This is a genomic window from Massilia sp. Root418, assembly GCF_001425265.1.
GTDB lineage: Bacteria > Pseudomonadota > Gammaproteobacteria > Burkholderiales > Burkholderiaceae_D > Rugamonas.
This window is the reverse complement of sequence record NZ_LMEC01000026.1, coordinates 151,437-170,838: the sequence shown is the minus strand read 5'-3', so window position 1 is coordinate 170,838 and position 19,402 is coordinate 151,437. Positions and strand designations below refer to the sequence as shown.

19 protein-coding genes and 2 tRNA genes are annotated in these 19,402 nt (G+C 65.1%); 11 read left to right on the top strand and 10 right to left on the bottom strand.

Translation table 11 applies throughout. The annotated features are described in order from the left end of the window. Window positions 1-14: 14 nt before the first annotated feature. The 3 genes from glmM (at window position 15) to ASC94_RS29270 (ending at window position 1,691) form a co-directional block, all read left to right on the top strand. Entirely contained in the window at window positions 15-1,364 is a 1,350-nt protein-coding gene (gene glmM, locus ASC94_RS29280; RefSeq protein ID WP_056404676.1) for a phosphoglucosamine mutase, read from the top strand. A gap of 92 nt (window positions 1,365-1,456) precedes the next feature. After that, window positions 1,457-1,533 (top strand) — tRNA-Pro (locus tag ASC94_RS29275). A gap of 81 nt (window positions 1,534-1,614) precedes the next feature. Continuing rightward, window positions 1,615-1,691: transfer RNA gene (locus ASC94_RS29270), tRNA-Arg, on the top strand. Window positions 1,692-1,712: 21 nt separating this feature from the next. Here the strand turns inward: ASC94_RS29270 and ASC94_RS29265 are convergent. The 4 genes from ASC94_RS29265 to ASC94_RS29250 all read right to left on the bottom strand — a co-directional run bounded on the left by ASC94_RS29265 (window position 1,713) and on the right by ASC94_RS29250 (window position 5,866). Further along, window positions 1,713-2,615 (bottom strand): sensor histidine kinase, encoded by a 903-nt coding sequence (locus ASC94_RS29265; RefSeq protein WP_082616925.1) that lies wholly within the window; start codon window positions 2,613-2,615, stop codon window positions 1,713-1,715. Between the two features lie 106 nt (window positions 2,616-2,721). Beyond that, window positions 2,722-3,843 carry a hypothetical protein gene (locus ASC94_RS32870; RefSeq protein ID WP_157201641.1) on the bottom strand — a complete coding sequence of 374 codons (1,122 nt, stop codon included), beginning with the start codon at window positions 3,841-3,843 and terminating at the stop codon, window positions 2,722-2,724. Window positions 3,844-4,032: 189 nt separating this feature from the next. Beyond that, window positions 4,033-4,767, bottom strand: a complete 735-nt coding sequence (locus ASC94_RS29255) for an ABC transporter substrate-binding protein (protein WP_056404670.1) — start codon at window positions 4,765-4,767, stop codon at window positions 4,033-4,035. 52 nt (window positions 4,768-4,819) lie between these two features. After that, window positions 4,820-5,866, bottom strand: coding sequence for a type II asparaginase (locus tag ASC94_RS29250; protein WP_373888146.1), 1,047 nt, complete (start codon window positions 5,864-5,866; stop codon window positions 4,820-4,822). 202 nt (window positions 5,867-6,068) lie between these two features. On the opposite strand from ASC94_RS29250, the gene ASC94_RS29245 reads away from it, so the two are divergent. The 7 genes from ASC94_RS29245 (at window position 6,069) to ASC94_RS29215 (ending at window position 11,206) form a co-directional block, all read left to right on the top strand. Further along, window positions 6,069-6,950, top strand: coding sequence for a LysR substrate-binding domain-containing protein (locus ASC94_RS29245; RefSeq protein ID WP_056404665.1), 882 nt, complete (start codon window positions 6,069-6,071; stop codon window positions 6,948-6,950). 286 nt (window positions 6,951-7,236) lie between these two features. After that, window positions 7,237-7,398, top strand: coding sequence for a hypothetical protein (locus ASC94_RS33345; protein ID WP_181260071.1), 162 nt, complete (start codon window positions 7,237-7,239; stop codon window positions 7,396-7,398). A gap of 223 nt (window positions 7,399-7,621) precedes the next feature. Then, a complete protein-coding gene (locus tag ASC94_RS29235) occupies window positions 7,622-7,996 on the top strand; it encodes a LiaI-LiaF-like domain-containing protein (RefSeq protein WP_056404661.1) in 375 nt (124 codons plus the stop codon). Further along, entirely contained in the window at window positions 7,986-8,720 is a 735-nt protein-coding gene (locus tag ASC94_RS29230; protein WP_056404659.1) for a LiaI-LiaF-like domain-containing protein, read from the top strand. The genes ASC94_RS29235 and ASC94_RS29230 overlap by 11 nt, the downstream gene beginning before the upstream one ends. 15 nt (window positions 8,721-8,735) lie before the next feature. Further along, a complete protein-coding gene (locus tag ASC94_RS29225) occupies window positions 8,736-9,812 on the top strand; it encodes a sensor histidine kinase (protein ID WP_056404657.1) in 1,077 nt (358 codons plus the stop codon). Window positions 9,813-9,815: 3 nt separating this feature from the next. Beyond that, the gene (locus ASC94_RS29220; RefSeq protein WP_056404655.1) at window positions 9,816-10,568 is read left to right on the top strand and encodes a LytTR family DNA-binding domain-containing protein; all 753 of its coding nucleotides are present in this window, start codon (window positions 9,816-9,818) and stop codon (window positions 10,566-10,568) included. After that, a complete protein-coding gene (locus ASC94_RS29215; protein ID WP_056404654.1) occupies window positions 10,565-11,206 on the top strand; it encodes a hypothetical protein in 642 nt (213 codons plus the stop codon). The genes ASC94_RS29220 and ASC94_RS29215 overlap by 4 nt, the downstream gene beginning before the upstream one ends. On the opposite strand, the gene ASC94_RS29210 is transcribed toward ASC94_RS29215, so the two are convergent. The 6 genes from ASC94_RS29210 to ASC94_RS29185 form a co-directional block, all read right to left on the bottom strand. Next, on the bottom strand, window positions 11,181-13,487 hold the full coding sequence (locus ASC94_RS29210; protein WP_082616924.1) for an ATP-dependent DNA helicase: 2,307 nt from the start codon (window positions 13,485-13,487) through the stop codon (window positions 11,181-11,183). The two genes, ASC94_RS29215 and ASC94_RS29210, sit on opposite strands and share 26 nt — an antisense overlap. Beyond that, entirely contained in the window at window positions 13,484-15,127 is a 1,644-nt protein-coding gene (locus ASC94_RS29205; RefSeq protein WP_056404650.1) for a VRR-NUC domain-containing protein, read from the bottom strand. The genes ASC94_RS29210 and ASC94_RS29205 overlap by 4 nt, the downstream gene beginning before the upstream one ends. Window positions 15,128-15,223: 96 nt before the next feature. Beyond that, a complete protein-coding gene (locus tag ASC94_RS29200; RefSeq protein WP_056404647.1) occupies window positions 15,224-15,763 on the bottom strand; it encodes a phasin family protein in 540 nt (179 codons plus the stop codon). A 69-nt stretch (window positions 15,764-15,832) separates the two neighbouring features. Next, entirely contained in the window at window positions 15,833-16,027 is a 195-nt protein-coding gene (locus ASC94_RS29195) for a hypothetical protein (RefSeq protein WP_056404645.1), read from the bottom strand. 7 nt (window positions 16,028-16,034) lie between these two features. Beyond that, the gene (locus ASC94_RS29190) at window positions 16,035-17,918 is read right to left on the bottom strand and encodes an ATP-binding protein (protein WP_082616923.1); all 1,884 of its coding nucleotides are present in this window, start codon (window positions 17,916-17,918) and stop codon (window positions 16,035-16,037) included. Window positions 17,919-18,021: 103 nt separating this feature from the next. Next, window positions 18,022-18,441, bottom strand: a complete 420-nt coding sequence (locus ASC94_RS29185) for a helix-turn-helix domain-containing protein (RefSeq protein ID WP_056404635.1) — start codon at window positions 18,439-18,441, stop codon at window positions 18,022-18,024. Between the two features lie 100 nt (window positions 18,442-18,541). Here ASC94_RS29185 and ASC94_RS29180 point away from each other — a divergent pair, with 100 nt between their 5' ends. After that, window positions 18,542-19,393: an SDR family oxidoreductase gene (locus tag ASC94_RS29180; protein ID WP_056404633.1), complete on the top strand. Its 852-nt coding sequence runs from the start codon at window positions 18,542-18,544 to the stop codon at window positions 19,391-19,393. The last annotated feature ends 9 nt before the right edge of the window (window positions 19,394-19,402 follow it).

Below are 19,402 nucleotides of genomic sequence, written 5' to 3'. Positions count from 1 at the left end.
TAAAGAGAACTGACATGGCACGTAAATATTTTGGAACCGACGGCGTACGCGGCCTGGTGGGCGTCTCGCCGATCACACCGGACTTCGTCATGCGCCTGGGCTACGCCGCAGGCAAGGTGCTGGTCAAGAACATGAGCGGCTCGGCGCGTTCGACCGTGCTGATCGGCAAAGACACCCGTATCTCCGGCTATATGCTGGAGGCGGCGCTGGAAGCGGGCTTCGCGGCGGCCGGCGTGGACGTGATGCTGGCCGGCCCGATGCCGACCCCCGCCATCGCCTACCTGACGCGCGCGCTGCGCCTGCAGGCCGGCGTGGTGATTTCCGCCTCGCACAATCCCTACCAGGACAACGGCATCAAGTTCTTTTCCGACCAGGGTGCCAAGCTGCCCGACGCGGTTGAGCTGGACATTGAAGCGCAGCTGGACCTGCCGATGGAATGCGTGGCGCCGGACAAGCTGGGCCGCGCCAAGCGCCTGGACGACGCGCAGGGCCGCTACATCGAATTCTGCAAGAGCACATTCCCCAACGCGCTGGACTTGCGCGGCCTGAAAGTGGTGGTGGACTGCGCCCACGGCGCCGCCTACAACATCGCGCCGCACGTGTTCCACGAACTGGGCGCGGAAGTGATCGCCATCGGCAACAAGCCGTCCGGCTACAACATCAACGACGGCTACGGCGCCACGTCGCCGGCGGCCATGGCCGCCGCGGTGGTCGAGCACGGCGCCGACCTCGGCATTGCGCTGGATGGCGATGCCGACCGCCTCATCATGTGCGACGCCAAGGGCCGCCTGTACAACGGCGACGAGCTGCTGTACGTGATGGTGATGGACCGCTGCGCCACCGGCAAGGTGGACGGCGCCGTGGGCACCCTGATGACGAATATGGCGCTGGAAGTGGCCTTCAAGGAAAAGAGCATCCCGTTCGCGCGCGCCAAGGTGGGTGACCGCTACGTGCTGGAAGTGATGCAGGAGCGTGGCTGGCTGCTGGGCGGCGAGGGCTCTGGCCACCTGCTGGCACTGGACAAGCACACCACGGGCGACGGCATCGTGTCCGCGCTGCAAGTGCTGTCCGCGTTGAAGCGCAGCGGCAAGTCGCTGGAGCAGTGCGCGGCCGAGCTGGTGCTGTTCCCGCAAACGCTGATCAACGTGCGCGTTGCGCCCGGTTTCGACTGGCAAAAGAATCCCGCCATGGTGGCCGAGAAGGAAGCCGTCGAGCGCGAGCTGGGCGACAGCGGCCGCGTGCTGATCCGCGCTTCGGGCACCGAGCCGCTGATCCGCGTGATGGTGGAAGCACGCGACGCCGCCGCCGCTGAAAACTGCGCGCGCCGCATCGCGGACAAGGTGGACGCCAAGCTGGCAGCCTGAGCGAAAGTTGAGCCTGCTTAATTATTAATCAGGCGAAACTTTTCCGCCGTTCCATTGACGCTCCATGGGGCCAGAGGCTATAATACGTTCATCGGAGTGTAGCGCAGCCCGGTAGCGCACCTGGTTTGGGACCAGGGGGTCCAAGGTTCGAATCCTTGTACTCCGACCAAGAACTTCTAAGACGGGCTGTCGAAAGACAGCCCGTTTTTCATTTCCGCAGAGCTTCTCTGCCGGCAAGATATCACCCTGACTGCCCATAGCTCAGTTGGATAGAGCATCAGCCTTCTAAGCTGAGGGTCGCTGGTTCGAACCCAGCTGGGCAGGCCAAACCAACGCAATCGATCAGGCTCATCCGGCTTGGGGGCGGGCACCTGTTTCCGTCTGCACATGGTCTATGGGGGGCTGATCGGCAGGCGGCAGCGGCAGCTCGATCGCAATATGGGTGCCGTGGCCACCCCAGCTGTCCGCCAGCTTGCCGATGCCAATGTTGCCGTTCAGTGCCCACACGCGTTCGCGCATGCCGAGCAGCCCGAAGGAACCCGGCTTGGCCAGGTCCGCCGGCGCGATGCCGCTGCCGTTGTCCTCGATGTTCAGGCGCAGCGTGTCGCCGCGCCTGCGCGCGGAAATCCAGACCCGGGTGGCGTTGGCGTGGCGGACGATATTGGTCAGGGATTCCTGCACAATGCGGAATACCGCGGTGCTGTAGCGGTCTTCCAGAACCAGCTCGTCCTCTTGCGCGTCGAGCGTGCGCGAGATGCCGTGCCGCCGTACCCACTCATTGCGCAAGTTTTGCAGCGCAAAGTAGAGCCCGCCTTCTTCGAGTGCCGATGGGCGCAGTTCGGTGGCGATGCGGCGCAGCGAGCTGACCGCCTGCATCAGCAGCTCATCCATGCTTTGCAGTTGCCGTTCCGCCCGCGTCATGGCAAGGTCGAGCTGCTGCAGCTGGTTGAACTCTATCCTCAGCGTAGCCAGAACTTGCCCCAGGTCATCATGCAACTCGCGCGCCAAGCGGGTGCGCTCTTCTTCGCGTATGGTTTGCAGTGCGGCAGAGAGATCGCGCAGCTGCTGGTAGGAGCTTGCCTGGTCGGTTGCCCGGCGGCCCAGCGCGTCGTTGTTGCGCCGGGAGCGGGCCAGCTGCGAGCCTTCCGCCCGGCGCATGGCGGCTGCGCGGAGCACGGATGCTGAAAGCAGGGGGGGGCGACGGACCGGCTGAGGCAGCTTGCGCCAGTTCCGCTTGCTCGTGTCACTCATCTGTTACTCGGTCATCAAAACGTGGACTCAATATTTTACGTTGATGATGACGAGCGCACGCTTCCGCCACCGTGCAGCGTGGCGTGGAATCTACAAGCGCGGTTATTCAGGCATCAAACAGGTGCTGTTTCACGTTCGGGTTGCCCTGGCGCCACAGCACATTGTCGATCAGGTAGTGGTGTACATTGATGAAGATCCAGCAGCAGGCGATGGCCAGCGCCGGCCCGCCGATTTCAGGCATTGTGCCGGTGCGCGCATAGTCCAGTACGCCGGGCAATAGCCAGAAGCCGATGGCGCCGAGCACGCAGCCGGTCAGCACGAAACCGGCGACCTGCCCCTTGCTCCAGCCACGCGCTTTCGCTTCGTTGGTTTTATAGCGGCCGATCACCGTCAGATATTGCAGGGAATGGAAAAAAGGAATGGTCAGCACGAATGCCGCGTCCAGGCTGATCAATCCCATCCAGACATACAGCGTTACCAGGTAGGCGGTTAATCCGGCAAACGGCAGCAGTTTCCAGTTCAATTGCTGCGCGTGCCATTGTTTTATCGCGCGGTATATCTCCAGTCCGCACCACGCTGTGGTGCCTGCTGCAATCGTGCAGGCCGCCAGCACGATGACGCCGGGGACATTCATCGGAATGCCCAGCACGCCCCATAAATTGCGTGCCACTTGCGTGCTGTTTCCCAATGCCCAGGCGGCGACCCAGCACGCATAGGCGTTCATCAGCAGGGCTTTCCGAGTGGCAGCTGGCCAATAGCGCTTCTTGAATGCCGCATCCATCATGGCCATGCCGAAGCCTTGTTTCACATAGTGCCAGCCGACCAGCAATCCCATGAGATTCAGCCCTATACCCAACATTAATGGATGCCCCTGCAGCCATAGTGCAGCGCCGGCAATTAATCCGATAGCCAATACCGCCGGGAAAATAAAACCGGCCAGCCACCAGCGGCGCGTGAGATCCGCCGGCATTGCGCCGTCTTTCACGTCTTTCCACGATCCATAAAACAACTGGTAGGAATAGGCGAAATGCGGATGGTTGACGAAATTGGCGACAACCAGCATTGCAATAGCCAATTGCGCCACGAGGTCGGCATTAAGATGCAGGATTTTAAAGATCAGCAGTGCGATGACGGAGCCGCCGCCCAGCAATAAAACATCCGTCCACGGCGTGAAAAGCGCGCGATGCTGTGCTGGCGCCTGGAAATTCGTTTGGGTCTGGGTTTGCATGGCGGTACTCGGAATGTTGTTGCTTCATGGTATCACCCGGACTGCCGGTGTCAAGGAATGCGCGCCCATGATGCCTGCCCTGTTGCTTGCGAGGATGCGCGCGCGCGGGCCATGCCCGGATCTGGTGTGATTAAGCTAACATCTGGCATGGTCGGGACGTGCATAGGTGCCGTGGCCCTGCGCGGGGCCTTAGGTGCCGGCGGGACGGTAGTGAGACAGCATCGTTTGTATCTCGCCCCGGCTCTTCAAAGCCTGGATGGCGCGGTTGACCTTGGCCGCCGGCCATTTTCCTTGTTGAGGCAAGGCGCAGTAGGTGTCGAAGGAAGTAATCTTGTAGGAAACCGGATTCAATTGCAGCCGGTCCGCATGGATTTTGCGCTGGTAATCGAAATACAGCGAATTGGTCAGCATATAATCAAAGCGCCGCGTGAGCAGCTTGTTCAGATTAATGTCGTCGCTTAGCGCGTCATCGCGCAGGAAAGTCTTTTCCAGCGCGGCCTCCATTTCCACGTAGCGGTATCCCAGCAATGTTCCTACCCGCTGGTAAGCCAGCGCTTTCAGGTGCGGCAGTGGTGGCGTATCTTTGCGGCTCGCGACGGTCTGATTATTGGTGAACACGGTCTCGGTCCACGCCCAGTCTTTGCGGTCCAGCCATTCCGGGCGCAGGTCGCAAATCAAATCCACCTGTTTACTGATTAATGCCGATTCCACCCGTTTGCGGGGAAAGGTGATATAGCGCGGCGTGGCTTGCAATTCGCGCGCGAGGGCATCGCCAAAGTCCTTAAGCAAGCCGCTTGTCAGGGTGCTGTCCTTGAACACCGTCATGGGCATGGCGCTGCCGGTGGATACGCCGAAAATAATCTCGTCCGCCACGCAGGACAGGGGAGCCAGTACGCCGATAAGGAAAAAGAATATGCGGTTCATAAATAAAAAGGCCTCCCGCAAGGAAGGCCTTGTGTCTTGAAAGCGGCTTGCCTTAGTAATTGTAGAACATGCGCTGCAGTTCTTTGGTGTTATTGGTCTTGGTCAGCGCCAGCATCAGCAGGATACGCGCTTTCTGCGGGCTCAGCGTGTCCGATACAACGAAGTCCAGCTCGTCGTCATTGGCTTCGCCGTTGCGCGCCAGGATGCCCTGGCCCACGCGGCTGGCGCGTACGATGATGGTGCCGCCCTTGCGCGCAGCGATCAGGCCCGGTTTGACTTTGGCGGCAACGCTGCCGTCGCCGGTGCCGGCGTGGATGATGCCCTTGGCGCCTGCGGCAACGAAGGCGTCCAGCGCCACGGTGTTCATATTGGCATAGCCGTACACGATGTCCACTTGCGGCAGGGAGGTCAGGTTGCTGACGTCGAACTCGGCGTCGGCCGTGTGCTTGCGGGTCGATACCCGGTAGAAGAAGGGCTTGCCGCCCTGGATGTAGCCCAGCATGCCCAGTTCGGTGGTCTTGAATGCATCCGGCGTGGAGGTGTTGGTCTTGCTCACGTCGCGCGCGCCGTGGATCTGGTCGCCCATGGCCACCAGCACGCCTTTGCCTGCAGCTGACGGATCGGCTGCCAGCAGCACGGCGTTGTACAGGTTGATCGGGCCGTCCGCGGACAGCGCGGTCGATGGGCGCATCGCGCCGACCAGCACCACCGGCTTGCGGCTCTTGACGACCAGATTCAGGAAGTAGGCGGTTTCTTCGAGGGTGTCGGTGCCGTGAGTGATGACGATGCCGTCCACCGTGTTTTGCGCCAGCAGCGTATTCACGCGCTTGGCCAGGGTCAGCCAGTGGTCATTGGTCATGCTCTCGCTGGCGATCTGGAACACCTGCTCGCCGTTGACATTGGCCACCTTGCTCAGCTCGGGCACGGCCTTGATCAGTTGCTGCACGCCAACTGTGGCGGCGGTGTAGCCGACCGTGGTGGTCGACGAGGCGCCGCTGCCGGCAATGGTGCCGCCGGTGGCAAGAATGGTCACATTGGCAAGCTTGGGGGCTTTGGCGGCATCCTGGGCGTGGACCTGGGCCGTGGCGATAATGAACATACCCAATACAGCGGCCATGAATTGGGCCGTCTTTTGTTGCAGCATTTCTCTCTCCCTGTTAAGGCTGACGAGCGGCGATGGTAACAAATCTCGCTGCCAGTTGTCAGTTTTTCAGGATTTCCGTGGGCGGGCTGCAACTGGCAACACAGCCCCGGCGGCAGGGCGGCGCACGTTTGCCGAACTGCGCAGTCTATAATCCGGCATGGATATCAACTCGGACGACCTGCGGATTTTTGTGGCGGTGGTCGACAGCGGCACGCTCAGCGCGGCGTCGGTACACCTGGGCCAGACCACGTCGGGCGTGAGCCGCGCGCTGTCCCGCCTGGAAGAGAAGCTGGCGACCACCTTGCTCACCCGTACCACGCGCCGCATGGAACTGACGGAAGAGGGCCAGCTGTTCCTGGAGCAGGCGCGCGCCATCCTGTCCGCCATGGAGGAGGCCGAGGAAACCATCCGCATGCGGCGCCAGAAGCCTGCCGGGCGCTTATGCGTGGATGCCGCCTCGCCCTTCATGCTCCATTGCGTGGTCCCGCACGTGGCCGAGTTCCGTGCCCTGTACCCGGACATCCGCCTCGAACTTACCAGCAACGACCAGATCGCCGACCTGATCGAGCACCGCACCGACATCGCCATCCGCATCGGCGCGCTGAGCGATTCCACGCTGCACGCACGCGCACTCAGCGCCAGCCCCCTGCATGTGCTGGCCAGCCCGGACTACCTGGTGCGCCGCGGCACGCCGGCGGCGCCCGAAGATCTGGCACAGCATGAGCTGCTCGGCTTTGCGCAGTATGAAGCGGGGAACGTCTGGCCGCTGCGCCACGCCGCCGGCAACAGCCTGCAGGTCACGCCGGCGTTGGCTGCATCCAGTGGCGAAACCTTGCGCCAGCTTGCGCTGGCAGGCCAGGGCATTGTCTGCCTGGCCGATTTTATGACGCGTGCCGACATTGCAAGCGGCCGCCTGGTCAAGCTGCTGGAGACGCATGCCACCGGTTTCCGGCAGCAGATCCACGCGGTCTATTACCGCAATACCCAGCTCTCGCAGCGTATCGGCTGCTTCCTCGAATTCCTGCAAAATAAGCTGTAAAAATGCGATGTAAGAATTCGCACTAGCCCTTACAGCGCTTAGTCCTACAGGGATTTGACCTGCCTCAATGAATCGGCGCGCAAAGTGTGCGTCAACGTACGGTGCCTTGCCCGCGGCGGGAATAATATGAACTTGCGTGATTGATGCAGGGCGCCGCGAAAAAAGCGCAGCGCAAAAGCTCCTCCGCAGGTTAGCCGGCCGCCTCGAGTACCGGCACCAATTCCAAAGTAGTGAGCCGGTTACGGCAGCGCCGGACCGAATTGCAGACAGACATACGGAGGCCATCATGACGCAGGCAAACCATCCATCGAAGTACGTGGTCCGCGAGTATCTCGAACGCCGTTCGCAAGAAGTCAAACCTCCTCCAACCCCGGAGGAAATCCGCCGCCAGCTAGGCTGGGGCCTGATGATGTATGACCAGAAAATGAGCACCGGCGACCGCGTCTGAATAGCGTGCTTGCCGACAGCGTCGCGCAAGCTGCCGCAGCACCGCACAGGGTTCGCACCGCAAGGTCCGGGCCCTTTTTTTTTGCCTGCACTCTCCGCCCCCGCACCGCCATTCGCTGAAAACGGCGTCATTCACCGGCGCCCGGCTGCCGTTCGCCGAATTGCACTATCGCCATCGCTGCTTCCCCCGTATCGTTGCGTCACATCACAACACGGAGGCGGCAATGATCGACGAGAACGGGCAGCACTGGCGCAAACATCTAACCTGGGGCATTATCCTCACCGGCGTCGGCGTGGCCTTCCTGCTGGACCGCAGCGGTGCACTGCATTGGGGCGCCCTCTGGCGCTACTGGCCGCTGCTGATGGTGGTGGCTGGCATCAGCAACCTGGTGCCGCCCACGAATACCAGGCTGGTGCTGGACGGGCTGTCGCAGATGTTCTTCGGCGCCTGGTTCTATTGCACCTTCCAGCATCTGTGGGGACTGACCTTCGGCAACAGCTGGCCGCTGCTGTTGATCCTGTGGGGCACGACCCTGGTGCTCAAGCCGGTGCTGCATAACTACTTCGCGACGAACAAGGAGCACTACGATGGAAAATAAGCGCCCGCAGCACGGCGTGGGCCAGGTCCTGATCGGGCTGGCGGTGATTGCCCTGGGTTGCCTGTTCCTGCTTGCAAATTTCGGCATCCTCGATTTCGACTACACGCTGCAGTTCTGGCCGGTGCTGCTGATGCTGGCCGGCGCGCTCAAACTTGCGCAAAGCGGCGACAACGGCGGCAAGGCCATCGGCGGCTTGCTGATCGCTTTCGGCGCGGCGCTGGTATTGAAGAGCACCGGCCTGCTGATCATCAGCTGGCGCACACTGGGGCCGCTGGTGCTGATTGGGCTGGGCCTGTTGGTCATCTTTAAGTCCAATCACGGCCGCAAGCCGGCCCGCCTGTTCGACAAGGACGGCCAGCTGGACAAGGCTGCCGGCGAAGCCCGGCCGCTGGACGACGACAGCATCATCAGCGCCACCGCCATCCTCGGCGGCATGGAGCGCCGCATCAGCACCAGCGACTTTCGCGGCGGCGAGGTGACCGCCATCATGGGCGGCTGCCAGCTGGACCTGCGCCACGCTTCCATGCAGGGCGAGGCGGTGCTGAACGTGTTCGCCATGTGCGGCGGCATCGAGATCAAGGTGCCGGAGGACTGGACCGTCAGCCTGCAGGGCATACCGCTGCTGGGCGGCTTCAGCGGAAAGACCGTACCGGCCAGTGACGCCGGCAAGCGCCTGATCGTCCGGGGCTGCGCCATCATGGGCGGCGTGGAAGTGCGCAATTAAAGGCCCGCCGAGACAATGCAAGGCCTGATCTCCAGCCGCCGCGGCATCGCGCTGTACCTGCTCGCCTGGCTGTTCCTGGGCACGGCGCTGGGCGGCGTGACGGTGGCGGTGGAGGATGCCCCCTGGCTCAACGCGATGATCTTTGCCGTGCCTGTGATGTTGCTGTATGCCGTGAGCGCCGGCTTCTCCGCTTACTACCTGTGCCGCGCCTATCCGCTGGCCGAGCGCGGTGCGGCCAGTGTGCTGCCGGCGCTGGGCGGCGCCGCCGTCGTGTCCACGCTGCTGTGGAGCGTGGTGGTGCGCGGCTGGAACGAGGCCTGCCTGCTGCCCGGCGTGCCGTGGGCCGGCATCGCCTTCAAGCCCCAGCTGGCGATTCTGTTCACGGGCCTGGGGGTGCTGCTGTACGGCCTGCTGGCGGCGATCAATTACCTGGTGACGGAGTTTGACCGGGCACGCGGAGCAGAACACCGTGCGCTGGAGTCGCGCCTGATGGCGCAGGACGCCGAACTGCGCATGCTGCGCACCCAGATCGACCCGCACTTCCTGTTCAACAGCCTGAATTCCATCAGTGCGCTCACCTCGCAGAATCCGAAAGCGGCGCGCGAAATGACCTTGCAGCTGGCGGGATTTTTCCGCCAGAGCCTGAGCATGGAGGCGCACAAGATGGTGGCCCTGCGGCAGGAGATGGCGCTGGTACGCCATTTCCTCACCATTGAGAAGGTGCGCTTCGGGGACCGGCTGGCACTGGAGGAGAACATGCAGGAAGAGGCCGGCGCCTGCCTGGTGCCGCCGATGATCATACAGCCGCTGGTGGAAAACGCCATCAAGCACGGGATTGCGCAGTTGTCCGGGGGCGGCTGGATCAGGGTGTCGGCCAGGCGCGCCGGTTCGCTGTTGCACATCGGGGTGGAGAATGCGGTGGACGAGGAAGCGCCTGGCGCGGCGGGAAACGAAGGCAACGGCATCGGCCTGGCCAATGTGCGCCAGCGCCTGGCCTGCGCCTACGGGCACGAGGCCGGCGTGTACTGGGCGCGCGCTGGCGCGGTATTCAAGGTGACGGTCACCATGCCGGCAGAAACGAAGGAAGAGTAGACGATGCGTATCATTATTGTGGACGATGAGGCCCTGGCGCGCGGCGTGGTGCGCGAGTACCTGGCGGCGCATGCGGACGTGGAACTGGTGGCCGAATGCGTCAACGGCTTCGAGGCGGTGAAAGCCATCACCGAACTGGCGCCGGACCTGGCGATACTGGACATCCAGATGCCCAAGCTGGACGGCTTCGAAGTGGCCGAGCTGGCAGCTGGAAAATGCCGCTTCATGTTCGCCACCGCGTTCGACCAGTATGCCGTCAAGGCGTTTGAGTACCATGCGCTGGATTACCTGCTCAAGCCGTTCAGCCAGCAGCGCTTCGACCAGGCGCTGGCGCATGTGCGCGCCAGCCTGGCCAGGGACGGCGGCGCGCCGCCGCCAGTCCAGCAGGGCGTGGCCGAGGTGGTGCGGGAGGCGGCGGCGCGCAAGGGGCCGCTGGGCCGCGTGCTGATACGCGACGGCGCCAAGGTGCATGTGATCGCCGCCGAAAAGATCGACTATATTGAGGCGCAGGACGACTATGTGCAGATCCGCACCGAGGGCCGCTCCTACCTGAAGAACCAGCGCCTGTCCGACCTGGAGAGCCAGCTGGAAGCGGACAAGTTCCTGCGAATACACCGGTCCTATCTGCTCAATATCGAGTGCATGAGCCGCATCGAGCAGGCCGGCAAGGACAGCCACGTGGCTGTGCTGAAGGATGGCGCCAAACTGCCGATCAGCCGCAGCGGCTATCAGAAACTGCGCAGCGTGATCCAATGAACAAGCTGATCCGCATCCTGCAGGCGCCGGCACTGGCGGCCGTACTGGCCATGGCCCAGGCTTCCCATGGCATGGCGCAAACGCGTCCACCCAGCGAGGCTGAAATCAAATCCTTTGAAAGCTGGTTCAGCCAGCATGGCGGCCGCGCCGTGCCAAAGGCCAGATACGAAGTGCAGCGCGCAGAGGGCGGCGCGGACTGGCGCGTGACGGCCTGGGTCGAACGCGCGCCGCAGCGCGCGGCGTGGCGCTTGTGCCTGGCGCAGGGCGACGGCTACGCGTACGACGCCACGGCGCAGCGCTGGAGCGGGACCGGCCGGCAGCGGCAATACGTGTGGCTGGACCGCTCATCGGACTGCGGCGTGTCGCCGCAGCGTGTCCACCTGAAGCAGCCGCTTGGAGACCGCGACATCGTCACGCTGCTGGAGCAGCAAGGCACGCTGCTGCAAGGCGCGCGCCTGCTATTTGCAGGCAATACCCGCTGCGCTGCGCAGCGCGCGCACAAGTTCGAGCTGACCGCGATCGACGTCACGCCCGACCAGTTCTACCAGCTCACCTACGAGAGCGACCGTGGCGGCAGCGCCGTCATCACGGTGCGCAAGCGCGCCCGCGAACTCACGGCCTGGGCGGCGCGCTGCTGATGCTCCACCACGAGGGCAGCAGTGCCTGGATTTCCGGCCGCGCGTAGCGGTCGTCGATCAGGTAGACCGTGCCCCGGTCGGTCTCGGTGCGGATCACGCGGCCGGCCGCCTGCACGATCTTCTGCATGCCGGGATAGGTGTAGGTGTAGTCGTAGCCCGAGCCGAAGATGGCGTCCATGCGCTGGCGGATCTGCTCGTTCACGGGATTGAGCTGCGGCAGGCCCAGGGTGGCGATAAAGGCGCCGATCAGGCGCGCGCCGGGCAGGTCGATGCCTTCGCCGAACGACCCGCCCAGCACGGCGAAGCCGATGCCGCTGCTGGCGGCGCTGAAGCGGGCCAGGAACTGCTCGCGGCCCGCTTCGTCCATGCGCCGCGTCTGCAGCCACACCGGCACGCCCGGGTGCTGTTCGGCGAACAGCGCCGCCGCCTTTTCCATATAGTCGAAACTGCTGAAGAAGGCCAGGTAGTTGCCCGGCTGGCGGGCATACTGGCCGCCCATCAGTTCCGCGATCGGCGCCAGCGAACGGTCGCGGTGCTGGTAGCGGGTCGAGATGTGGCCCGCCACGCGCACCGACAACTGCTCGGCGATGAACGGGGACTCGACGTCTATCCAGGCGGTGTTGTCCGGCATGCCCAGCGTGTCGCAGTAGTAGTTCCACGGGCTGAGCGTGGCCGAGAACAGCGCCGTCGAATGCGCGGCCTCGAAGCGCGGCTTGAGGAAAGGGGCCGGCACGATGTTGCGCAGGCAGAGCACGGAGTTGATGCGCATGCCCGCGCCGCTGACGGTGATGTCGAACAGCGAGTGCTGGCCGTAGCTCTCGGCCAGGCGCGCGAAACCCATGGCGTCGAAATAGAATCGCTGCAGCTCTTCGTCCACGAAGGCCGGGTGCTCCGCGTAATGTTCGCCGATGGCGGTGACGGCGGTCTGCAGTGCGTTCATGAACTTGTCCGGCAGGTCCGGGTAGACCTGGTATTCGCCGTCCTGTTCCTTTTCCAGGGCGGACCACTGGCGGTGCACGCGGTCGAGCGGCTTTTTCAGCGCCTCGGGCGCGGTCTTGCGCAGCATGCGCAGGCCGGCGTGTTCCAGCTCGGCCGAGTACATCTTGCGCGCGCGGGACACCATGTTGTGCGCCTCGTCCGCCAGTACGCTGACTTTCCAGTCGTTCTGCAGCGTCAGGCTGTAGAGCATGGCGCTGCTGTCGAAGTAGTAGTTATAGTCGCCCACCACCACGTCGGCCCAGCGCGCCAGCTCGGTGCCCAGGTAGTAGGGGCAGACCTGGTGCGCCAGCGCGATGCCGCGCACTGCGGTCTTGTCGAGCACCTGCGCGGACGCAGCAGGGCCGCAGGCGGCGAGCGCGGCGCTGCGCGCGGTGGGCAGGCGGTCGTAGAATCCTTGCGCCAGCGGGCAGGATTCGCCGTGGCAGGCTTTGTCGGGATGCTCGCACGCGGTATTGCGTGCCACCAGCTCCAGCGCGCGCAGCGGCAATAGCGGCGACGCCGCGCGGATGGTCTCCACCGCGTCCAGCGCCATGCGCCGGCCGGAGGTTTTCGCGGCCAGGAAGAACACCTTGTCCAGCTTGTGCTCCGCGCTGGCCTTCAGCAGGGGGAACAGGCTGCCGACGGTCTTGCCGATGCCGGTGGGCGCCTGCGCCAGCAGCGAACAGGCGCGCGTGCTGGCCTTGTACATGGCTTCCGCCAGCTGGCGCTGGCCGGGCCGGAAGTCCGCGTGCGGAAAACGCATGGCTTTGAGTTCGGTGTCGCGCCGCGCGCGGTGCGCGATCTCCTGCTCCGCCCACGCCAGGAAACGGCTGCAATGCAATTTGAAGAAAACGCGCAGCTCGGCGGCCTCCGCCTGCTCCGTGATCAAGGTCTCCTTCTGGCTGCCGACATCGAAATACACCAGCGCCAGGCGCACGGACGCCAGGCCGCGCGCAAGGCACAGCAGGTGGCCGTAGACCTTCAGCTGCGCCCAGTGCAGCTGGCGGTGGTTGCCGGGCATGCGCGCCAGGTCGCCCCGGAAGGTCTTGATTTCCTCCAGCTGGTTCTGCTGCGGATCGTAGCCGTCGGCGCGGCCGCGCACCAGCAGCGGTCCGAAAGTGCCGGACAGGCTCACTTCCTTCTCGTAGCTGTCGCCGCGCCGTGACGCCACCAGCGCGTGGCCTGCAATGCCTTCCTGCGCGGTGGGCGTGGGCGTGAAGCGCAGATCGAGGTCGCCCGACCTGGCTGTGAACTCGCACAGCGCGCGCACGGCAACGGTGTAGGCGGTATCGCCGGTGCTCATGCATCCGCCCATTGCAGGTAGCACACCGTGATCGGCATCTGGTGCTCGGCGCAGTAGCTGATCCAGCGCAGCTGGTTGTCCTGCAGCCGGTCGCCCGGGCCTTTTACCTCGATCATGTGGTAGCGCCGCTCGGCGGGCCAGAACTGGATCAGGTCCGGAAAGCCGCTGCGGTTGGCCTTGATGTCCAGCAGGATGCGCTCGAACCATTTGCGCAGGTGCGCCGCCGGGATGCAGGCCAGCGCCAGTTCCACCAGGTCCGCGTCGAGCGCGCCCCAGAACACGAACGGCGACTGGATGCCTTCCTTGGCGGCGAGGTTGCGGCGGATGGTGTCCAGGTAGCTGCCGTCTTCCAGCTGGCCCAGGCAGGCGGCAAACTGCGGCGCGCGGCGGCGCTGGAAGTCGGCGCTGTGCAGGTCCGCCGGGCCGTGGTGGAAGGGGTGGAAGAAGGCGCCCGGTATGCTGGTGAAGATGGCGTCCCAGCACAGCAGCCCGAACAGGGAGTTGATCAGCGCGTTCTCCACGTAATAGACCGGCGCGTCCGCGCGCGTCAGGTGGTCGCGCACCACGCCTTCCACCCACCAGTCCCCGGCCGGCATCGGCAGCGTCAGCTCCAGCCGCACCACCGGCGCGGGCTGCGCGGCCGGCGGCTTGGGGTGGCCCAGCTTGCGCTTCAGGCGCGGCAGCATGCGCAGCAATTGCTGGCGCTCGTGTTCGCTCTCGGGCTGCGCCATGGCTTGCAGCAGCAGCGCATGGGCGGCGCCGCAGCGCTCGCTCTTTTCCAGCACGCGGATGGCGCGCGCCCGCGCCCCCGGATAGGCGCAGTCGGCGTACATGGCGTGCGCGCCGTCCCAGTCCTGCTGCTTTTCCAGGTGCTGCGCCATCTGGAACAGCAACTTGTCGCGACGGCTGTTGAGCCATTCGTTGCCGGTGATGGCGGGCGGGAGGCTGCGCAGCACCTCCTGCGGCGCTTCGCCCTCCGCGAAACGTTCGCGGCACTGGTGCAGCGCCAGGTAGTCGTCGATGTCGCGCCGGCTGCGGAAGCCGCGCGCGGAGGGCGAGAACTCCACCTTCTCGTACTTGTACACGCCCAGGTCGGACAGCACGAACTCGGACCAGTCCTGGTGATAGTTGCCGAAGAAGATAAGGCGCAGGCGGTCGCACAGTTCCTGGGCGAGCACCTGGTAGACGTGGTCGAAGGCGACGCCGCACCAGGCAGAAAAGCGGTGCGCCCCGTCGTGGCGCTCGCGCAGCGCCGCCAGCTGCTCGGGCTTGCGGGCGCTTTTTTCATGCCCGGCAAGCTGGAACACGCGCACGATTTCCGGCTTTTGCAGCAGCGCGAACAGCTCGTCCAGGGTCAGCACCGGGTCGGCGTCTATCCAGCCCAGCTCGGCCAGCGGCCGCGCGGCCTCGTGGGCGCAGCCGATTTCCGCGTACACCAGCTTGCTGGCGCGGAACAGCAGGCCCTTGCGCATGACCATGCGCACGAACAGCGCCCGCGACGGGCGGGGCAGGGTGGGGAATTGGGATAGAAAGGCGCGTTCCTCGGCAGTGAGCAGGTCGTCGTAGCGCTCGCCGATCCACTGCAATACCTGGTGAAAGTTATCCAGGTAATAAAACTCGTTTTCCAGAACTCTGATCATTGCAACGCGCTGCGGACTGTATGTTCATACAGTGTAACGCGTTACCGGGCCGGGAGCAACCGGCGGCGCTGGCCGGCCCGTTGGGCTGCGCCCGGCTTACTTCTCTTGCGGGGTGACCGTGGCGGCAGCCTTGGCGATCTGCGCCTCCACGTTGGCCACGGCCTGGCGGGTCGCGTTGGTGACCTGCTCATAGCCGGCGAACGCGTTGTCGATGGCTTGCTTGACGATTTGCACCGCGTTCTCGGACCCCGGGCGCACGTTCTTGGTCACGTCGCAGATCAGTGCGCTCAGCGTGCTTTTCGCCTCGGTCAGGTGGGCGTCGGCGGCGCGGGTGAACTCCTGGCGGATCTCGGCGATGATGCCGCCCAGCTGCTCGTTGTAGGCGGCGGCGTTGGCAATGCCGGGCTGCACCTTGGCGGCAGCCACGGCCAGCACGGCTTTCGGGTCGCGCGCCACGCTGATTTCCTTGCCGGCTGCCAGTTGCTCTTCCACGCTGGTCCTGGCGGTGGCCATATTCAGCGCCACCACCTGTTCCACGCCTTGCACCGCCTTGGTGGTCAGCGTGTTGAAGGTTTCTAGCTGGAACTCAAACAGCGCCTTGGTGGTGGCTGCGAACTGCTCTGGACTCGTAAACATTCGTTCTCCTCGGTTATTGGAATAGAACTACTACTTACCGGCCTGCATCGGGCGTATTGTTATGGCCCATTATTTGGCAAATGCTAATTTTTCGCAACGGCTATCTTTGTACGGGCGTTCCACCCGTTCCCAGCCGGCGCCCAGCGGGCCTTGCGCGCACACGCGCGAGCCGTCCACCTTGCTCACCCACCAGTAGAACGGGGCGGGCGCGGCGTTCAGCGCGGTGCTGCAGAATAGCAGGAGGGATACGGCCAGTTTGTTCATGGTGTAGCTACAGTGGCGCCGCAGACGGCAGCAGCAGGGTGAAGGCGGCGCCCTGGCCGGGTTCGCTGGCCAGCTTGATGCGCCCGCCCAGCACGCTGCTGATGATGTTATGGGCGATATACAGGCCCAGCCCGGAGCCCCCGGTGCCGCGCCGCGTGGTGAAGAACGGGTCATACACGCGGCCCAGGTGTTCGGGCGCAATGCCCTTGCCGTCGTCGGCGTAGACCAGCGCCACTTCGCCCTTGCCGTTCAGGCTGGCGCTGATGCGCACATTGCCCCGGCCGCGCCCGTCGAAACCGTGCGCCACGCTGTTTTCAAACAGGGCTTGCAGCACCTGGCTCAGCTGGCCCGGATAGCTGTCCAGTTCCAGGTGTCCGGGGATGCCCAGTTCCACCTCGACCGCCGTCTGCTTGGCGCCCGCCTGCAGGGCCGGCACCAGGCTGGCCACCAGTTGCGCGAGCTTGAAGCGGCTGCGCTGGCTATTGTCGTGATCGACCGCGATGGCGCGGAAGCTGTGCAGCAGGGCTGCCGCGCGCTTGAGGTTGCGCACCACGATGTCGTCCGCCTGCGCGGCCTGGTCCAGATAGGCGTCGAGCTCGGCCTGTTCGGCGCCAGCGGCGATGGCAGTCCGCAGCGCCTGGGTGCGGTCTGCCATGGTCCCGGCCGCCATCAGGCTGTTGCCGATGGGCGTGTTCAGTTCATGCGCCACGCCGGCCACCAGCGCGCCCAGCGCCGCCAGCTTTTCGCGCCGCACCAGTTCGTCCTGCGTCATGCTCAGGTTGTCCAGCGCCGTCGCCAGCTCGTCGTTGACCTGCTCCGCGCGCTCCTTGGCCTTGCGCAGCTCCGCCGTGCGGTCCGCCACCAGCGCTTCAAGCTGCGTGCGGTGGCGCCGCAGCTCGTCCTCATGCCGGGTGCGGGCGATGGCGATGCCGGCCAGGTGGGTGGCCACGCCGATCAGCCGCATGTCGCCCGCGCTCGGGCTGCGCACTTCGCGGTAATACATGGCAAAGGTGCCAAGCACGGTGTCGCTGTCGAGCAGAACGGGCACGGACCAGCAGGCCCGCAGCCCGTAGCGGGCGGCGATCTCGCGGTAAGGCGCCCATAGCGGATCGGCCTGGATATCGCTCACGATCACCGCTTCCTTGCGGTACATGGCCGTGCCGCAGGAGCCGGCCACCGGGCCGATCGGCAGGCCGTCAATGGCGTCCATATAGGCCTGCGGCAGGCTGGGGCCGGAGCCGGAGCGCACGGTGCGCCCGTCCGGGTCCAGCAGCAGGGTGGAGCACAGCACGCCGGGCGACTGCGCTTCGATCAGCAGCATCAGCTTGTCCAGCGTGGTCTGCAGCGGGGCGCCGCGCGCCACCAGTTCCAGCAGCTGGTTCTGGCCTTCGCGCAGCGCTTCGGCATGCTGGTGGCTGGCAACGTCCGCCAGGCGCAGCTGGCGCAGTTGCGCGATGCTGGCGTGCAGTTCGTCTGCCGTGCGCGGCGCGGGGAGGTGGGCCAGGATCTGCTCCAGCACGGCGCCGGTGCTGAACGGCAGGCGCAGGCAGGCGCTGGCGCCGGCGGCCAGCGCGCGCAGTTCTTCTTCGTGGCGTTCGGCCGGGTCGCTGCCCCCTGCCGGCGTCAGCAGGATGATGGGCAGGGCCGGCGCGGCGCTGGCCGCCTGCAGATAGCTGCACAGTTCGTAGCTGGAGCTGCCGGCCTGGGCTGCGTCGAGCAGCACCATGGCCACCCCGCCGGCGCGCACTGCATTGAGCGCGCTGTCGGCGCGGCTGACCGCGAGCAGGCTAAGCCCGGAAGTAGCCAGCGCGCCCTCCAGCGCCGCCAGGTCAAAGCTGGCGCCGGTAACGATCAGGATAGTTTGCAATTTGATAGGCGGTCTCGACGTCATTGCCCGGTCCGTGGTGCGGGTTTCTGCGCCAAGTGTAGTACAGGATGCCCCGCCATGGCGCGGCAATTGGTAAGCAAATGCTGCTGTCAAATTGCAAGGCGCTTCAGGCTGCTTCGGCCGCGTCGCTGCCCGTGGCCGCGCGCGCCGCCGCGATGCGGGGATAGTTCTCTTCGATCCAGTCGACCAGCGATGCCAGCCGCTCGGCCACTTCGCGGCCCATCGGCGTGAGGCTGTACTCGACGCGCGGCGGGATCACCGGGTGGGCATAGCGCTGCACGAAGCCGTCGCCCACCAGCGCATCTAGCGTTTGCGCCAGCATCTTTTCGCTCACGCCGCCCACTTCGCGCCGCAGTTCGCTGAAGCGGTGCATGCCGTCCAGCAGGACCACCAGCACCAGTGTGCCCCAGCGGCTGGTGACGTGGCTGAGTACGGCGCGCGAGGGGCAGGCGGCCACCATCAGCTCGCCGCGCCGTGCTTCATTGCGGGCGGCCAGTGCGCCGCGCAGGGTTTTTGCTTGGGACATCGTCGGCCTCCAGGGGTACTTACTAAAATGTGCGTACTTACAAATAGTAAGTATAAGCGCTAAGATGAATTACTCCAACCGCGAATTGAAAGGAAACACCATGATCGTCATCACGGGCGCCAACGGCCAGCTGGGCCGACTGATTATTGCGGAACTGCTGAAAAACACGCCGCCGGCCGCCATCGTGGCCGCCGTGCGCGACCCGGCCAAGGCCGCCAGCCTGGCCGCGCTCGGCGTGCAGGTGCGCAAGGCCGACTACAACGAGCCGGCCACGCTGGACGCCGCCTTTGCCGGCGCGGACAAGGTGTTGCTGATTTCTTCGAGCGAGATTGGGCAGCGCCTGCCGCAGCACCGCAACGTGATCGACGCGGCCAAACGCGCCGGCGTGGGCCTGCTGGCCTACACCAGCGTGCTGCACGCGGACAGCTCGCCGCTGGCGCTGGCCGGCGAACACCGTGCCACCGAAGAACTGCTGCGCGCCTCGGGTCTGCGCTACAGCGTGCTGCGCAATGGCTGGTACTACGAGAATTACACCGCCGGCCTGGGCGGCGCGCTGGCCCACGGCGTGCTGCTGGGCAGTGCGCAGGGCGGCCGCATTTCCGGCGCCACGCGTGCCGACTACGCCGCTGCGGCGGTGGCCGTGCTGAACAGCGCAGCGCCCGAGCCGCTGTACGAGCTGGCGGGCGACCATGGCTTTTCCCTGCCGGACCTGGCGGCAGAACTGTCGCGCCAGGCCGGCAAGGAGGTGCCGTACAAGGATTTGCCGGAAGCGGAATACAGGGCCGTCCTGCTGGGCGCGGGCCTGCCCGAGTGGCTGGCCTCGCTGCTGTCCGAATCGGATGCGTGCGCCGCCAGGGGCGCGCTGGAAGACAACAGCGGCACGCTGTCGCGCCTGATCGGCCGGCCCACCACGCCCCTGTCCGACGCCGTGCGCGCCGCGCTGACGAAGTAAGGGCAGGCC

Coding starts and splice junctions, on each gene's coding strand:
- ASC94_RS33345 (WP_181260071.1), top strand. CDS start 7,237: ATGACGCAGGCAAACCATCCATCGAAGTACGTGGTCCGCGAGTATCTC.
- ASC94_RS29190 (WP_082616923.1), bottom strand. CDS start 17,918: ATGACGTCGAGACCGCCTATCAAATTGCAAACTATCCTGATCGTTACC.
- ASC94_RS29195 (WP_056404645.1), bottom strand. CDS start 16,027: ATGAACAAACTGGCCGTATCCCTCCTGCTATTCTGCAGCACCGCGCTG.
- ASC94_RS29245 (WP_056404665.1), top strand. CDS start 6,069: ATGGATATCAACTCGGACGACCTGCGGATTTTTGTGGCGGTGGTCGAC.
- ASC94_RS29265 (WP_082616925.1), bottom strand. CDS start 2,615: ATGAGTGACACGAGCAAGCGGAACTGGCGCAAGCTGCCTCAGCCGGTC.
- ASC94_RS29255 (WP_056404670.1), bottom strand. CDS start 4,767: ATGAACCGCATATTCTTTTTCCTTATCGGCGTACTGGCTCCCCTGTCC.
- ASC94_RS29185 (WP_056404635.1), bottom strand. CDS start 18,441: ATGTCCCAAGCAAAAACCCTGCGCGGCGCACTGGCCGCCCGCAATGAA.
- ASC94_RS29225 (WP_056404657.1), top strand. CDS start 8,736: ATGCAAGGCCTGATCTCCAGCCGCCGCGGCATCGCGCTGTACCTGCTC.
- ASC94_RS29220 (WP_056404655.1), top strand. CDS start 9,816: ATGCGTATCATTATTGTGGACGATGAGGCCCTGGCGCGCGGCGTGGTG.
- ASC94_RS29205 (WP_056404650.1), bottom strand. CDS start 15,127: ATGATCAGAGTTCTGGAAAACGAGTTTTATTACCTGGATAACTTTCAC.
- ASC94_RS29250 (WP_373888146.1), bottom strand. CDS start 5,866: ATGTTCATTATCGCCACGGCCCAGGTCCACGCCCAGGATGCCGCCAAA.
- ASC94_RS29180 (WP_056404633.1), top strand. CDS start 18,542: ATGATCGTCATCACGGGCGCCAACGGCCAGCTGGGCCGACTGATTATT.
- ASC94_RS29215 (WP_056404654.1), top strand. CDS start 10,565: ATGAACAAGCTGATCCGCATCCTGCAGGCGCCGGCACTGGCGGCCGTA.
- ASC94_RS29210 (WP_082616924.1), bottom strand. CDS start 13,487: ATGAGCACCGGCGATACCGCCTACACCGTTGCCGTGCGCGCGCTGTGC.
- glmM (WP_056404676.1), top strand. CDS start 15: ATGGCACGTAAATATTTTGGAACCGACGGCGTACGCGGCCTGGTGGGC.
- ASC94_RS29200 (WP_056404647.1), bottom strand. CDS start 15,763: ATGTTTACGAGTCCAGAGCAGTTCGCAGCCACCACCAAGGCGCTGTTT.
- ASC94_RS29235 (WP_056404661.1), top strand. CDS start 7,622: ATGATCGACGAGAACGGGCAGCACTGGCGCAAACATCTAACCTGGGGC.
- ASC94_RS32870 (WP_157201641.1), bottom strand. CDS start 3,843: ATGCAAACCCAGACCCAAACGAATTTCCAGGCGCCAGCACAGCATCGC.
- ASC94_RS29230 (WP_056404659.1), top strand. CDS start 7,986: ATGGAAAATAAGCGCCCGCAGCACGGCGTGGGCCAGGTCCTGATCGGG.